The following is a 16015-nucleotide window of genomic DNA, read 5'->3' as shown; positions in this document are numbered from 1 at the left end:
GTTGGTTAAGAGCAGCACAAATTTCAAATATTTGAAAGGCGTGTTGCTCTTCCTTTTTACACGTTTTTTAATGAAATTTAATATTTTTTACAAAAACACCTCAATAATTTGAGCATTCTACCATACTTAAAATGAATTAGTTTCAGAGTTATTAACAGGTTTTCGATGAAATGCATAATAAATAACTGTTTTTAACATGCATTTTATCGGTAAAACACTTAACTTTGTCGAGCTATTTAATTCCAACACGACATTTAAGATTTAACTCTCGTCTAGTAATCCCTCTACTTTGTAGATAATTACTACAACGAATTTGTATTATAACCCTACTTATATATAAAAAAAAATGAATTTAAATAGACACATAGATCACACTTTATTAAGTGCATCTGCTACTGAAGCCGACATTTTGAAACTTTGCGATGAAGCATTAAAATATAATTTTTATGCTGTTTGTGTTAACAGTAGTAATGTTTTACTAGCCAAACAAGCATTAGGCAAATCTGATGTTAAAATTTGTTGCGTCATTGGTTTTCCATTAGGTGCCATGTCTACAGAAGCCAAAATTTTTGAAGCTAAAAATGCCATAGATCAAGGTGCTACGGAAATTGATATGGTAATGAATATTGGTCGACTTAAAAGCAAAAACTACCTGGCCGTTCTCAAAGATATTAGCAAAGTTAAAAGTGCCATTGGCAATACAACACTCAAGGTTATTTTAGAAATTAGCGAGCTTTCAAAAAATGAAATTGTAAAAGCTTGCGAAATCTGTGTTGATGCTAAAGCTGATTTTATAAAAACATCAACAGGATTCTCAAAAAGCGGTGCAACATTGACAGCCGTTAAAATAATGCGAAAAACAGTAAGAGATCAAACAAAAATAAAAGCCTCTGGTGGCATCAGAGATCTAGAAACTGCTCAAAAATATATTGATGTTGGAGCGGATAGAGTTGGTGCTTCTGCTGGTGTTGCCATGATGAATGAACTTACAGTAAATGCTGGCTATTAATTAAAACGCTTTGCTTAACTTTGCATTATGAGTGTACACATTGGAGCAAAAAAAGGCGACATCGCAGAAACTATATTATTACCTGGAGATCCATTGAGAGCCAAATGGATTGCTGAAACATTTTTTGAAAGTCCAAAATGCTTTAATGAAGTTAGAGGTATGCTTGGCTACACTGGCACATACCAAGGTAAACGTATTTCTACCATGGGAACTGGTATGGGAGTACCAAGCATCTCAATTTATGCTAACGAACTTATTACCGAATATGGTGTAAAAAACCTTATTAGAGTTGGTAGTGCAGGTTCGTATCAAAACGACGTAAAAATTAGAGATGTTGTTTTTGCAATGGCGGCGTCCTCTAACTCTGGCGTTAACGAGTCGCGTTTTGGTGGTGCTAATTTTGCTCCAACAGCAGATTTCGGATTATTTATTAAAGCGGTAGAAGCTGCACGTGCTAAAAACATTCCTTTTAAAGCAGGTAACATTTTATCTTCAGACACTTTTTATGAAGACACAAAAGAAGCGTATAAAAAATGGTCAGAATTTGGAGTGCTTTGTGTTGAAATGGAAGCCGCTGGTCTCTATACGGTTGCTGCGAAGCACAATGTAAACGCACTTGCCATTCTAACTATTTCAGATTCATTAGTTACAGGCGAACACACCACAAGTAGTGAACGTGAAACCACTTTTAAAAGCATGATTGAAATTGCATTAGAATTGGCATAAGTCCGAATACGCATCTCATTTATAATTTGTATTAACTTTTACAGCTCTTTAATCAACTTTACGCTAGAAATAGTACCTTAGCATCAACTAAGCTATTCCATTATGAAGAAATTAATTCTAATTACACTTATTTCAGTTTTTGTAGTTACATCTTGTGATCAAAAGTCAAAAACAGAAAAAGACATTTCTACTTATTATCTCATAAGACATGCTGAAAAAGATAGAACCGACAGTACTAATCGCAACCCTAATCTCACCGACGTAGGTCTTGTACGTGCCGAGAATTGGGCAAAACATTTTGAAGATCTTAAGTTTGACGCTATATATTCTACCGATTACAATAGAACAAAACAAACCGCTTTACCAACTGCAAAAGCCAATAATTTAGAAATTGTTTTCTACAATCCTTCTGATTTACAAGTTGAAGCCTTTATTGAAAAAACTAAAGGCAAAACCGTATTAATTGTTGGTCATAGTAACACCACGCCAAAATTTGCAAACAGTTTATTAGGAGAATCTAAGTACGACGACATGGCGGATGACAACAATGCTAGTCTCTATAAAGTTACGATATCAAAAAACGGTAAAACTTCTGAAGTGTTAGTTGTTAACTAAATCGACTTTTACATTTTCGAGTTCTATTTTAGAAAGCAAGTCTAACTGATTGTCTTCAAAGCTTTTTCCTAGTTGCTCAAGTGGAATTGATACGTCTTTAGACTTATAGTTATTGTAATCTACAAAGCGTAATCCGTTAACATAACGTTCGTTATAGGCTTCTCTAAATCGCAGACCTATACCATCTTTTTCTGCATAGGAATAGGCTAAATAATCGACCTTAAATGTCTCTTTGTTTACCCAATACACAAAAATATCATCATGGTCTTCTCCTCCACCCAACTCATCAAAGGTTACCTTTATTTTGTAGTAATCCTTATTTTTAATTTTTTCACTTTCTAAACGCGTTTTATTTACAGCCTCATCATTTAATCCGTACGGCAAAACTGAAAAATAGTGTACCGAATTTACAGACGCTGAATATAAATTAGCAATAGAATCTTCAAGTTTAACAAAGGCATCGTTATGGTAACGCTCAAAACCTACATTACTTAACATATCAAAGATAGAATCCTTATCATTCACTAAAACACGTACTAAAAGAAATTCATGATTTTTACGTAATGCTTGATAATACGTATCTCTAAATTCAAACTTTAAACTCGACTTTTTAAAGCGTTCACCACCCGAAACATCTATAGATTTATCAATAATTTCATCTGCTGTTAAGACCTTCGGGCTTGTTTCTACTGCTATTGATGTATTTTTAGTGTTCTCGTTTTTACAACTAGAAAGCAACACCACAAACAAGATAATTATATAATTTTTCATTTCTGAATTCATTTATAAATAGTAAATTAGTAAAAGTAGAAATAAGTTTACAGAAGAATCATAAAATGAACTTAAATGATTATTAAACTTCAACATTTTGAATAGTTACCTCACAAGTACCATAAAACAATTTGAATACTACAAATTGCTTGGTGACAAAACGATTATGCAGTTGTCTTATGATGATTTAAAAAAGGAATTTGCTCAAGACTCAAATTCTATTGCCATAATTGTGAAACATCTTGTTGGTAATATGCTGAGCCGCTGGACCAACTTTTTAACCGAAGATGGCGAAAAAGAATGGCGACAACGCGATCAAGAATTTATTGACAATTTCCATTCTAAAGAAGATTTATTACAAGCCTGGAACGACGGCTGGAATTGTTTATTTTCCGCTATTAAACCCTTATCTAAAACCAATTTAGAGCAAATTATATATATTAGAAATGAAGGTCATTCTGTGACCGAAGCCATTAACAGACAAATGATGCATTATGCCTATCATGTCGGACAAATTGTGTTTATAGGAAAATTAATAAAAGGGGAACACTGGCCATCGTTGTCCATTCCAAAAGGGCAATCAAAAGTTTATAATAAAGACAAGTTTCAACAAGATAAAAGCTTGAAACATTTTACAGATGAGCTTTAAATTACAGCCGTAATTCTCAAGTTATTGGCTGTAAAAATCAACTAAAAGTAAGACAAATTAAATTTAAAGGTTTTGGATTTTGGGATTTTCTTTTCGGAATTCGTTATTTTTGTAACTTCAAAAAATTCAATAAAAAAACTTTCTCATGAGTAAATACGATATAATAGTATTAGGAAGTGGTCCAGGTGGCTACGTAACTGCAATTAGAGCATCGCAATTAGGATTTAAAACGGCTGTTGTAGAAAAAGAAAGCCTTGGTGGTGTGTGTTTAAATTGGGGTTGTATTCCAACAAAAGCCCTTTTGAAATCTGCTCAAGTATTTGAATACCTTAACCATGCGGAAGATTACGGACTTAAAGTTTCTGGTGCTGAGCACGATTTTGAAGCTGTTGTAAAACGTAGTCGTGGTGTCGCTGAAGGTATGAGTAATGGCGTAAAATTCTTAATGAAAAAGAATAAAATAGACGTTATTGAAGGTTACGGAACCCTAAAATCTGGTAAGAAAATAGATGTAGATGGAACTATTTATTCTGCTGATCATATTATAATTGCTACAGGTGCGCGCTCGCGTGAGTTACCAAGTTTACCTCAAGATGGTAAAAAAGTCATTGGTTACAGAGAAGCTATGACCTTAGAGAAGCAACCCAAAAAGATGATTGTTGTAGGTTCTGGAGCCATTGGTGTTGAGTTTGCTTATTTCTACAATGCTTTAGGAACGGAAGTTACTATTGTAGAGTACTTAGATAAAATTGTACCTGTTGAAGACGACGAGGTATCAAAGCAATTAGAACGTAGCTTTAAGAAATCTGGTATTAAGATTATGACCTCTGCAGAAGTTACTTCTGTAGATACATCTGGTGCTGGTGTAAAAGCAACAGTAAAAACTAAAAAAGGAGAAGAAGTATTAGAAGCTGACGTTGTATTATCTGCCGTTGGTATTAAATCTAATATCGAAAACATAGGCCTAGAAGACGTTGGTATCGCTGTTGATAGAGATAAAATCTTGGTTAACGATTTCTACCAAACTAACATTCCTGGTTATTATGCCATTGGTGATGTGACTCCAGGACAAGCATTAGCACACGTTGCTTCTGCCGAAGGGATTTTGTGTGTAGAAAAGATTGCAGGTCAGCATGTAGAAGCTTTAGATTATGGTAATATTCCTGGTTGTACTTATTGTTCACCAGAAGTTGCAAGTGTTGGTTTAACTGAAGCACAAGCAAAAGAACAAGGTTTTGATATTAAGGTTGGAAAATTTCCATTCTCAGCATCAGGAAAAGCAAGTGCAAGCGGAGCAAAAGATGGCTTTGTTAAAGTAATTTTTGATGCCAAATATGGCGAATGGTTAGGTTGCCATATGATTGGTGCTGGTGTTACTGATATGATTGCCGAAGCTGTTTTAGGTCGTAAGTTAGAAACTACAGGTCATGAAGTACTAAAAGCTGTGCATCCTCACCCAACGATGAGTGAAGCAGTTATGGAAGCTGTTGCTGCTGCGTATGATGAAGTGATTCACCTTTAAGCTAGAAGCTAGAAGCTAGAAGCTAGAAGCTAGAAAAAATAAAAAAGTTCCGGAATTATCCGGAACTTTTTTTTTGCTATTAAATTACGATGGCTCAATTAGAACATAAATCCTAGACCAACTTGTAAAACTTCGTTTTTACCATCTACATTTTCAAAAAGTGTATCGTCTTTAAAGATACTCGTTAATCCCATGGTGTAACGTGCACTTACAAAAAAGCCACTATCAAACTTATAAGATGTACCAAGTGCTAAACTGGTGTCAAAATCCTTAACATAAGAATCATCTTCATCTATTTCAACATCTCCACCATCTGAGTTAGGTTCAGAATCAAATTCTTCATGAATTTTGAATCCAAATTGTGGCCCAACTTCAACACTTAATCCTTTAATTAAATAGGCTTTTAATAATAATGGCACTTGTATGTAGTCTAATTGATATTCTACATCTTCACTAGTGTCAAATATTCTATCTTCACTTTGAACAATATCAAATCCTTGACCTGAATAAAATAGCTCGGGTTGGAATGAAATTCTTTCTGAAAGTGGTAGCTCTGCTATTAAACCAACATTGAAGCTTGTTCTTGCATCGACATCTTCAAAATCATCTCCAGTTAGTTTAGAAAAGTTAACACCTCCCTTTGCTCCTAACTGAACCGCTTTAGAATCTGATTGCGCATAAACTGATGTTAATGCAAACAAAAATGCTCCTGTTAAAACTATTATTTTTCTCATAATTATCATTGTTTTTATTTGGGTTACACCAACAAATCTAATAGTCTAAACAGCAGTAATAACAAGGCTTAACAGCAGTTTAACAAGCTTTAGTTTTTAGGCAAAAAACAATCGGAAAAGTAAAACACGTAGCTCAACTCTATTGCTGAAAAGATTAACTCATATGTGTAAAAAAGATGAATTTACAATTTGTAGCCTACTCCCAAAAACAAACCATTTGGTGTTATTTCTTCAAAACCTATGGTGTATTTCATGTGTAGATCTAAACTTGAAGTTAGATTATATGCAAATCCTAAGTCTGCCCTAACCTTAAGTTTGGCATTAAAAAAATCGAAGAAATAATTAATACTTGGACCAACGAGAACATTAAAGCTTTCATTAATATTATACTTAAAATATATAGGAGCGTTTAAAAACTTAAAATCACCAAGTCTAATATACAGTAGTTCGGGTTGTAGGTTAAAACCATTTTCTATTTCAAAATCTGCAAAAATACCTGCATAAATTCCTATTTGCACATCTGTATCATCACCAAAATTAGCTTCTTCTACGTTATAAAAGGTTAAATTGAGTCCACCTTTAACACCAAAATCCGTTTGCGATTGAGCATTAACAGAAGATATTAACGCAATAGTAATTAAGAGTATTTGAACTGCATTTTTCATATAAAACAATTTAATAATTCGCTAGCAAATACAACTATAGAAACCTATTCAGTTTTTGAGCAGAATCCTGCTAGCGTTCGAGAAAACTGAAATGAATTTAAGATGAGATAAAACTCTCTATCGCCAACTCATAACTTTGCAAACCAAAGCCTAATATGACACCTTTAGCATTGGGAGAAATATAAGACTGATGCCTAAACTCTTCTCTAGAGAATGTATTAGAAATATGAACCTCTACAACCGGAGTTGTAATAGCTTTAATAGCGTCGCCTATTCCTATGGACGTGTGTGTATAAGCTGCTGCGTTTAAAATAATACCATCATAAGAAAAACCGACCTCCTGAATTTTATCAATGAGTTCACCTTCTATATTAGACTGAAAATGCTCTAAAGCTACATTTGGGTATTTTTTTACAACCGTATCAAAAAACTCCATAAAGGTTAAATTACCGTATATATTGGTTTCGCGCTTGCCTAATAAGTTAAGATTAGGACCATTAATGATAATTAATTTTTTCATGGTTTATATATATTGTTTTTTATGAGCACGGATTGTTTACTCATGAAACCGTGGCATAAATATAATAGTTTTGTTTTTGGCTCTAGTGATTTAGTAAATATATTAAAATATGCGCATAAAAAAACCGAAGCTAGCGCTTCGGTTTTTTTATAAAATAAATTCTTACTAGATTAGAAATGTAAAGCGAAACCTACACGGAATTCTAAGATACCTTCATCTGTAAAATCCTCATTCATAGAAAGGTTATATCTTAAACCTGGCTCAATAGAGATGTTATCAGCAACAAACCATGCATAACCACCTTGAAGACCAATCCATAATGGAGTTTCATCACCAAATACATCATCACCTGAAGCACCTGTTAAATCAACTTGTACTGGAAATTGACTAGCAATGTAATATTTTGCACCTAACTTGTAACTAAACGAAGAAGCACCATCAAAATCATTATAACCTAAACCAACTTTAACTGCTAAATCATCCATAACAAAATAACCAGCTTCACCACCTAAAGACCAAACTGTAGTATCATCAACTGAAAATAAACCAAAACCTGTATTGGCTGTATGACCGTAATCTCCAGCACCAAAACCAGTGTTAGCTTCTACTAACCAAGATCCTTTTGACAAAGCACTTCCAGTAGCTTCTTCTTGTGCACTTACACTTGTAAATCCTAATACTGCAACTGCAGCTGTAAACAATAATTTTTTCATAATTTGAGTTTAATTTTTTAATTAAATTGGTCGGCAAATGTAGACTTTAGTTCTATAATGAAAAACCTCTTTTATGTTAAAACTTTATGTATTTCATCGATATTATTAACTATTGAACAGTAAAAATAGATAATTAGCTCATTTACAAAAGGTAAGAAATAGAAGGTATAATTACCTTTAGAAACAAATATTTTACTGAAATAGTAGCTAACCTATAGACAAAAAAAAAGAGAGGCCATTGCCTCTCTTTTAATATATCTAAACTCTAACTGTTAGAGTCTATATCCAACACCAATAAAAAATCCACTTAATTTAGAAGATAAATCATCTGGTGCATCTTCTATTAAATTAGCCAACCCAATATTATATCTAGCTTCAACTAAAAATTCTTCAGTGATATCGTAAGCTGCGCCAAACTCTAAACCATAATTTAAAGAGTTCATTTCTTCTTCAGTATCAAGAATAATACCTAGAGATGGACCTGCTAAAACGCTAAACTCTTCTGAAATAGAATAGTTAGCCATTAATGGAATGTGAATCTGATCTAAGTCTTTTACAGCTACATACATTACCTCTGGTTGAAATGCAAACTGCTCATTGATATCAAATTGAGCAAAAAATCCAACATAAAAGCCAGTTTCTGATACTGTAGAACTGAATTCTTCAAACTCTACTTTGTTTGAAGCTAGGTCAACACCAGCTTTGGCACCAAAAGATTGTGCATCAACACTAGTGAAAGCAAATACTGCTAAAGCAGCACATAAAAATAATTTTTTCATAATAATAAGTTTTAAATTGATTACTACAAACTAAAGCCTTTTTTTTTTAATATAAAAATTTCACCATATAGTTATTAACAATTTTATGCACTTTTTAAAATAACACTCTTATTATTAGATTTTTAAAAATTAAGTTATTAACAATTTTGCATTAAAACACGAAGAAATACGTCGTGTTTTTTAGTAAAACTAATACGGTAAATCACTATTTTTAACCATGAAATGGCAACAAGCAATAACGGATTATACACATTATTTAAGCATAGAACGTGGATTATCGCATAACTCTATTGAGAATTACAGTTATGATATTAAAAAATTAATGCAATACACTAAAGACCAATCTATTAAAGTCTCACCTGTTTCTATAGATACAACTACTGTTAAAGAGTTTATTTATGCGGTTTCAAAAGATATAAATCCAAGATCGCAAGCACGTTTAATTTCTGGACTGCGTAATTTTTTTGATTATCTCATTTTTGAAAATTACCGAACAACCAACCCTTTAGATTTAATTGAGTCACCGAGAATAGGTAGAAAATTGCCAGATACCTTATCGATCTCTGATATTGATAACTTAATAAGTGCCATAGATTTGAGTTACCAATATAATGGTGTTAACCTTGGTGAACGCAATAGGGCTATTATAGAAACCTTATATAGTTGTGGTTTACGCGTGAGCGAGTTGATTGATCTAAAATTATCGAATCTATTTTTTGAAGAAGGTTTTATAAAAGTGACAGGTAAAGGCGATAAACAACGCTTTGTACCTATTGGAGATACCACTCAAAAATTTATTAATATTTGGATTGGCATTAGAAATCATATTGATGTGCAACCAAACTCTAAAGATATTCTCTTTTTAAACTATAAAGGAAAGCAACTCACAAGAGCCATGATCTTTACGATTATTAAAAAGCTGGTGGAAAAGACAAACTTAAACAAAAACATATCTCCACACACGTTTAGACATTCTTTTGCTACGCATTTGTTAGAAAATGGTGCCGATTTAAGAGCCATACAAATGATGCTCGGCCACGAAAGTATAACAACAACCGAAATATATATGCACATCGATCGCTCTCATTTAAGTGAGGTTTTAAATAAGTTTCACCCGAGAAAATAGCAACAAATAACTGATTTGAAACACTTAATAAATTAGCGACATTCATTAAATGCTTTACCAAATTTGGCTATAATTTTTAATGGAATCAGTGAAATTCACTTTCTTTTAACACACTTGCATTTACTTGTATTTTAAATAGAATTTTGTTCTAAAAAAATAGTCATAATCAGTAAAAAAATATGTGACAACCCCCTAATTCTAGTGTCTTATTTTGAAAATAACACCTATGAAATTTCCTGGAATAAATTTAATCAACTACAACTCAGCAAATAACAAAAATAAAAATATTTTAGATGGTTTTACTGAAGTGCACAAAAACGAATTAGCTTTAGAAATCTCTAATGTTGGTGTTTGGGATTGGGATATAGAAAATAATAAAACGTTCTATTCTGAAGAGTTTAAAAATATTATAAATTTTTCTGGTAAAGAATTTCAAGATACACCTAAAGCTTGGAGAGACAGAATACATCCAGACGATATCGAAGGATATTATAAAAAAATGAATCTACACTTAAAGGGGCAAATTGAGGTCTATGAACATGAGTATCGCGTATTAAGTAAAAAAGGCCGATACAAATGGATCTTGTCTAAAGGAAAAGTTGTAGAAAAAGATATAAATAATAGACCTATACGTGCCATTGGAACCATTATAGATATCACGACTATGAAACGACGTAAAGATTTAATAAAAAAGAATCTTCAGGTTATGAGTAGTGAGAATAAAAGACTTCAAAACTTTACACATATTGTATCTCATAATTTAAAAACTCATATTGGTAATTTTAATAGCATTCTTCAATTTTATGATGACGCAAATGACGAAACAGAAAAAGCTGAACTTATTAATCATTTAAAATCAATTTCAGAATCCTTAACAACAACGATTGTAGATTTAGACGATATTATTAGTATAAAATCTAAAGCCAATTTAAACCAGTATAATGAGCATATCAACTTACATAGTTGTATCAATAAAATCACGCAAAGTTTAACATTAGATATTACAAAAAACGATGTTACCATTCACAATGCCTTAAGACAAGATGAAACTTTATTTTCAAACAGGTCTTACTTAGAAAGTGTGTTTTATAATATCATTTCTAATGGTATAAAGTATGCTGATCCTAATAAAAAATCTCAAATCATTATTCAATCGATTCATACAAAAGACACTATTAAAATTTTGATTTCGGATAATGGAATTGGAATAGATACTTCAAAGTACAAAGATCAAATATTTGACATGTATCAGACCTTTCATGGCACCGATAGAAAAGACTCTAGAGGCATTGGACTCTATATTACAAAAACTCAAGTTGAAGCCTTAAACGGTAAAATTGAATTAGAAAGCAAGCTTAATGAAGGTACTGCATTCATTCTGACGTTTAATAAACAAAAAGAACGCGCTTAAGTATAACTTAAGCCACTATTAGTTTGACTTCTTCTGGAATAACTATCCTAAAAGAATATTTATTATTTCATCTTGAGTCAGAAAATTGGCATAAAAAAATCCGGTACAAAACCGGATTTTAATAATTTATATGTAATTCTAATTATTTCGCAATATTCACTGCTCTAGTTTCTCTAATTACAGTCACTTTTACTTGACCAGGATAAGTCATATCCGTTTGAATTTTTTGAGAAATCTCAAACGATAAACTTGCGGCTTTATCATCGGTTACTTTTTCGCTTTCTACAATAACACGTAGTTCTCTACCTGCTTGTATAGCGTACGCTTTCTTTACCCCAGTAAAACCAAAAGCAACATCTTCTAGGTCTTTTAAACGTTGAATATAAGAATCTAATACTTGACGTCTTGCGCCTGGTCTTGCACCAGAAATAGCATCACACACTTGTATAATTGGCGACAGTAAGGTTGTCATTTCAATTTCATCGTGGTGCGCTCCAATGGCATTACAAACTTCTGGTTTTTCACCATGTTTTTCTGCCCATTGCATTCCTAAAATAGCGTGTGGTGTTTCAACATCTGTTTCAGATGATGGTACTTTTCCAATATCGTGTAATAATCCGGCACGTTTTGCTAACTTCGGATTTAACCCTAATTCTGCAGCCATTACACCACAAAGCTTAGCAACTTCACGAGAGTGTTGTAGTAGGTTTTGTCCGTAAGACGAACGGTATTTCATACGACCTACCATTTTAATCAACTCAGGGTGTAAACCATGAATTCCTAAATCGATAACCGTACGTTTACCAACCTCTATAATCTCTTGTTCTATTTGTTTCTCAGTTTTTCTAACAACCTCTTCTATACGTGCAGGGTGAATACGACCATCCGTTACCAACTTATGTAAGGATAAGCGTGCAATTTCACGTCTAACAGAATCAAAACAAGATAAGATAATTGCTTCTGGTGTATCATCTACAATAATCTCAACACCTGTTGCGGCTTCAATAGCTCTAATGTTTCGACCTTCTCTACCGATAATACGACCTTTAACATCATCAGATTCTATATTAAATACAGACACACAGTTATCAACGGCTTCTTCGGTTCCAATACGTTGAATAGTATTTATAATGATTTTCTTAGCCTCTTGTTGTGCTGTTAGTTTAGCTTCTTCAACATGATCTTGTATAAAAGCCATTGCATCTGTTTTGGCTTCTTCTTTTAGCGATTCTACCAACTGACTTTTTGCTTCCTCAGCAGATAAAGACGAAATTACTTCCAATTGCTTTATTTGGCTTTTGTGCGCCTTTTCTATTTCTTCTTGTTTTTTATCTAAAAACTCTAATCTAAAATCATAATCCTTTATTTTATCTTCAAGCGATTGGTTAGATTTTTTAGATTTACTAAGTTCATTAGAAATTTGAGATTCTTTATCTCTAATGCGTTTTTCGGCTTCAGCCATTTTTTTATCTCGAGAAAAAATCACCTTTTCATGCTCTGATTTTAACTCAATAAATTTTTCTTTAGCCTGCAGTATTTTATCTTTCTTTAACGATTCTCCATCCGATTTTGCCTGTTTTAAAATAGATTTAGATTCGCTTTCTGCATTTGCAATAATTTTTGAAGCTTTTCCTTTTTCCAAAGATTTAGCTATAAAGTATCCTAGTAGTACCCCTAATATTACTCCTCCAACAATATACAAAATTGTGTTAGTGTCCATGTTTAATGTTTAGTTTTGTGAAGCTATTTAAACCTTTTCTTTTTGCGGTAAGTTTAAATCACTTCAGTGTATAAAAAAAGCCTACATCAGGTATCGGTTTTGTATAAACTCCTTAAAAACAAGTTTAGGGCTAACAAGCTGATCAAAAATCCGCCTGAGATACTGTCTTACTGAAACAAGTTCAGCACAGGCAGCACTAGCGGCACGATTTTACAACTTAAACTCACCCTTTTTAAAGAATTGATTGTTGAGTTTATCAAAAAATGTAACTAATGTAGGCAGTAACCTTATGTATTTTAAAGAACGTACGAGTTAAATATGCTCATTTAAAAGTTCGTTTAAAGCTTCTAGCTTTTCCTGAACTTCTTCATTAACATACTCTTTATCTATTGACTTTTGCTCCACTTGAGCGGCAAACTGCAAGGCACACATGGCCAAAACATCTTGCTTGTCTCTTACAGAGTAATTCTGCTCAAATTGCCCAATCATTGCCTCAATTTTTTTTGTGGCTTTACGTAAACCTTCTTCTTGGTTAGGGTTTATCGTTAACGGATAAACTCTATTTGCAATAGAAAGTTTAATTTTAAATTGTTCTGGCATTATAATCTAAATTTACAATATTATTCCGATAACTGACCAATACAATGGTCAATATCTCTAATAAGTGCATTTATTTTGAGTTTTGTTTCTCGTTTATTTTCGTCACTACCAAGCATTGAATTTGCTATTTTAAGCGTATCATGTTTTTCTACCCAAGTAGAAATTTCATCTTGCTGCTCTAAAAGCCTTTGCTGCTGTTGTTCTATTTGATCTGAGAGTTTAGCGTTGGTTTGTTTTAAAACCTCTTGCTTGTGTAAAATCTTACTGATTTTATTCTCTAATGCATCAACAATGTCTTCTATTTTACTCATTACAGCAATTCAATACTATTGAAACAAAGTTAACATACCTAATGAAAAAATACAATTCTTTTACATATATTTTTTTAAATTATAAGTTCAACGAAATTAAACCGTTAATAAAAATAATACGTTTTTATAATTTGCAAATCCCCATCAAATTAATATTTTCGCTATATATAGTTGCTCGTATGAAACAATTTTTGCTCCTTTTTTTAATTTCATTTACAATGTTTGGACAATCGGAATATCCACAAGATTATTTTCGCCATCCATTAGATATTCCATTGGTGCTTTCTGGTACATTTGGCGAATTAAGATCAACGCATTTTCACGGTGGTTTGGATATTAAAACACAACAAAGACAGGGTTTAAAAGTATATGCTGCTGCTGAAGGTTACATTAGTAGAATAAAAATATCTCATTTTGGTTACGGAAAAGCGATTTATATAACACATCCTAATGGTTACACCACTGTTTACGGACACCTTCAGAAATTTTCTAAACGATTAGAAGACTATATAAAGCAATGCCAATACGATAGAGAAAGTTTTGAAGTCGAAGTATTTCCTCATAGTGAAGAACTATTAATTGAACCAGATGAAGTTATTGCGTATTCAGGAAATACAGGTAGTTCGGGAGGACCTCATGTGCATTTTGAAATTAGAGACAACCAAGAACGCCCACTAAATCCGTTGCTCTTTGGTATGGAGGTTAAAGATTCTAAACCACCACATGTTTCTGGTGTTTTTGCTTATCCAAAAGATGAAAACGCTACCATTAATGGTAAAAACAAAAGAGTTCCACTGCGACTAATTCCTCAAAAAACCGGAGATTATGCTGTAGAAACAATTGAAGCCTATGGTAATGTTGGCTTTGGTGTCATTTCTTTCGATAAACTAGACTATGCTCCTAATAATAATGGAGTTAGTAATATCCAAACGTTTTTTAATGGTAATAAGAGTTTAGAAATCGATTTTAAACGCATTAGTTTCGATGAAACCAAACACATTAAACGAATGGTTGATTACGAGTATTTTAAAAGTAATAAAGCCAAAATTCAAAAACTTTTTATTGAAACAAATAATCCCTTAAGTATTTATAAAGACGCCTACGATAATGGCTATGTACACATAAAAGACAGTACCTCTTCGGTTTATAAAATGAGAATACGAGATTTCCATGGTAATGAATCTTGGGTGGTTGTTCCTATAAACGGAAAACTTGAAACTATTGAGAGAGATAGTATTTTGGATTTGTCTAAAAAATCATTTGTTAGCAGTAATAAAGCGACCAAATTAACCGCAGGAAACTATACGGTTGACTTCTACCAAAACACTTTATATGACGATTCTTATATAGATTTTAAAGTGAGTTCGGACACCGTTTTTTTAGGTGATGACACTATTGCAATGCAGAAAAACTTTTACATCAATTACGACTTAAGTAATTATAAAGCAGAGCATCAAGACAAACTCTATATTGCAAGATATTACGGAAACTATTGGAAACCATACTACGTATCTACATCTCGCAAAGCTAATGTCTTAACCGCTAAAACTAAATCTTTAGGGACTTTTGCTTTAGCCACTGACAATGAACCGCCTAAAATTACACCAACCAATTTCCATGATAAAAAATGGATTAGCAACTATCGCTACCTCAAACTTAAAATCGAAGATGAGCTAACAGGTATTAGTAAATATAGAGCAACCGTTAATGGAAAGTGGATTTTAATGGAATACGATTATAAAACAAACACTTTAGTACACGATTTTAATGATAATGTCGTTAAAGATACTAAGAACGAATTTAAATTGATTGTAACAGATAATGTTGGAAATAGTTCTACATTTGAAGCAACGTTTTTTAGAAAGTAAAAAAAAACAGTCTTTAGACGGCTTGCGCTTTTAGACTAAAAAACATAGATACTTAAAAGTTGCCAGCAAGCTTTAAGTATAGATTTGAACATTTAGAAAATTAATAATGTAGTTACCTACTATTATTGAATCGAGAATATTTTGATTAAAAGCCCTAAAATATGTCTTCGATAATTTGTCCCCTTGAGGGGACTTTAGGGTGTTATTTTTGGATTAAATTAAAAATATGAAGTTTGCAGGATATTAGTTTAAAAAATTAGAATTCTAAAACCTCCA

At 32.5% G+C, this 16015-nt stretch carries 17 protein-coding genes and 1 other RNA gene; 8 read left to right on the top strand and 10 right to left on the bottom strand.

Annotated elements, in window-relative coordinates; translation table 11 throughout:
* Nucleotides 1–346 precede the first annotated feature (346 nt).
* From deoC to K1X16_RS08360, 3 genes are all read left to right on the top strand, one after another.
* On the top strand, nt 347–1009 hold the full coding sequence (deoC, locus tag K1X16_RS08370; protein WP_195871819.1) for a deoxyribose-phosphate aldolase: 663 nt from the start codon (nt 347–349) through the stop codon (nt 1007–1009).
* Nucleotides 1010–1036: 27 nt separating this feature from the next.
* Nucleotides 1037–1735, top strand: a complete 699-nt coding sequence (deoD, locus tag K1X16_RS08365) for a purine-nucleoside phosphorylase (protein WP_225035753.1) — start codon at nt 1037–1039, stop codon at nt 1733–1735.
* Between the two features lie 102 nt (nt 1736–1837).
* A complete protein-coding gene (locus tag K1X16_RS08360) occupies nt 1838–2350 on the top strand; it encodes a SixA phosphatase family protein (protein WP_225035752.1) in 513 nt (170 codons plus the stop codon).
* Here K1X16_RS08360 and K1X16_RS08355 read toward each other — a convergent pair.
* Nucleotides 2336–3121: a DUF6503 family protein gene (locus K1X16_RS08355; RefSeq protein ID WP_225035751.1), complete on the bottom strand. Its 786-nt coding sequence runs from the start codon at nt 3119–3121 to the stop codon at nt 2336–2338. The genes K1X16_RS08360 and K1X16_RS08355 overlap by 15 nt on opposite strands.
* 94 nt (nt 3122–3215) lie before the next feature.
* Between K1X16_RS08355 and K1X16_RS08350 the strand changes: the two genes are divergently transcribed.
* Both K1X16_RS08350 and lpdA read left to right on the top strand, forming a co-directional pair.
* Nucleotides 3216–3770 (top strand): DUF1572 family protein, encoded by a 555-nt coding sequence (locus K1X16_RS08350; protein WP_225035827.1) that lies wholly within the window; start codon nt 3216–3218, stop codon nt 3768–3770.
* A gap of 145 nt (nt 3771–3915) precedes the next feature.
* Nucleotides 3916–5292, top strand: a complete 1377-nt coding sequence (gene lpdA, locus K1X16_RS08345; RefSeq protein WP_195871815.1) for a dihydrolipoyl dehydrogenase — start codon at nt 3916–3918, stop codon at nt 5290–5292.
* A 98-nt stretch (nt 5293–5390) separates the two neighbouring features.
* Here the strand turns inward: lpdA and K1X16_RS08340 are convergent, their stop codons facing one another.
* The 5 genes from K1X16_RS08340 to K1X16_RS08320 all read right to left on the bottom strand — a co-directional run bounded on the left by K1X16_RS08340 (nt 5391) and on the right by K1X16_RS08320 (nt 8703).
* Entirely contained in the window at nt 5391–6026 is a 636-nt protein-coding gene (locus K1X16_RS08340; protein WP_225035750.1) for a porin family protein, read from the bottom strand.
* 182 nt (nt 6027–6208) lie between these two features.
* Entirely contained in the window at nt 6209–6691 is a 483-nt protein-coding gene (locus tag K1X16_RS08335) for an outer membrane beta-barrel protein (RefSeq protein ID WP_195871813.1), read from the bottom strand.
* A gap of 97 nt (nt 6692–6788) precedes the next feature.
* Nucleotides 6789–7211 carry a type II 3-dehydroquinate dehydratase gene (gene aroQ, locus K1X16_RS08330; RefSeq protein ID WP_195871812.1) on the bottom strand — a complete coding sequence of 141 codons (423 nt, stop codon included), beginning with the start codon at nt 7209–7211 and terminating at the stop codon, nt 6789–6791.
* Nucleotides 7212–7381: 170 nt separating this feature from the next.
* Nucleotides 7382–7924, bottom strand: a complete 543-nt coding sequence (locus tag K1X16_RS08325) for a hypothetical protein (RefSeq protein ID WP_225035749.1) — start codon at nt 7922–7924, stop codon at nt 7382–7384.
* Between the two features lie 272 nt (nt 7925–8196).
* Nucleotides 8197–8703 (bottom strand): porin family protein, encoded by a 507-nt coding sequence (locus tag K1X16_RS08320; protein WP_225035748.1) that lies wholly within the window; start codon nt 8701–8703, stop codon nt 8197–8199.
* Between the two features lie 217 nt (nt 8704–8920).
* Here K1X16_RS08320 and xerA point away from each other — a divergent pair, with 217 nt between their 5' ends.
* Together xerA and K1X16_RS08310 are read left to right on the top strand one after the other, a co-directional pair.
* Nucleotides 8921–9829: a site-specific tyrosine recombinase/integron integrase gene (xerA, locus tag K1X16_RS08315; protein ID WP_195871809.1), complete on the top strand. Its 909-nt coding sequence runs from the start codon at nt 8921–8923 to the stop codon at nt 9827–9829.
* Nucleotides 9830–10055: 226 nt separating this feature from the next.
* Entirely contained in the window at nt 10056–11240 is a 1185-nt protein-coding gene (locus tag K1X16_RS08310) for a sensor histidine kinase (protein ID WP_225035747.1), read from the top strand.
* A gap of 142 nt (nt 11241–11382) precedes the next feature.
* On the opposite strand, the gene rny is transcribed toward K1X16_RS08310, so the two are convergent.
* The 4 genes from rny to K1X16_RS08290 form a co-directional block, all read right to left on the bottom strand.
* Entirely contained in the window at nt 11383–12960 is a 1578-nt protein-coding gene (gene rny / locus K1X16_RS08305; protein WP_225035746.1) for a ribonuclease Y, read from the bottom strand.
* A gap of 105 nt (nt 12961–13065) precedes the next feature.
* Nucleotides 13066–13213: non-coding RNA, 6S RNA (ssrS, locus tag K1X16_RS08300), on the bottom strand.
* A 59-nt stretch (nt 13214–13272) separates the two neighbouring features.
* Nucleotides 13273–13560 (bottom strand): cell division protein ZapA, encoded by a 288-nt coding sequence (locus K1X16_RS08295; protein ID WP_195871806.1) that lies wholly within the window; start codon nt 13558–13560, stop codon nt 13273–13275.
* Nucleotides 13561–13580: 20 nt separating this feature from the next.
* Complete coding sequence (locus K1X16_RS08290) at nt 13581–13871, bottom strand: hypothetical protein (RefSeq protein ID WP_195871805.1); 291 nt, start codon at nt 13869–13871, stop codon at nt 13581–13583.
* A gap of 179 nt (nt 13872–14050) precedes the next feature.
* Between K1X16_RS08290 and K1X16_RS08285 the strand changes: the two genes are divergently transcribed.
* Nucleotides 14051–15739, top strand: coding sequence for a M23 family metallopeptidase (locus K1X16_RS08285; RefSeq protein ID WP_225035745.1), 1689 nt, complete (start codon nt 14051–14053; stop codon nt 15737–15739).
* Nucleotides 15740–16015: the final 276 nt, after the last annotated feature.

Origin of the sequence: Winogradskyella sp. SM1960, from assembly GCF_020179375.1 — a bacterium.
GTDB lineage: Bacteria > Bacteroidota > Bacteroidia > Flavobacteriales > Flavobacteriaceae > Winogradskyella > Winogradskyella marina.
Note: the sequence above shows the minus strand (reverse complement) of the source record. Positions and strands in the feature narration are given on the sequence as shown.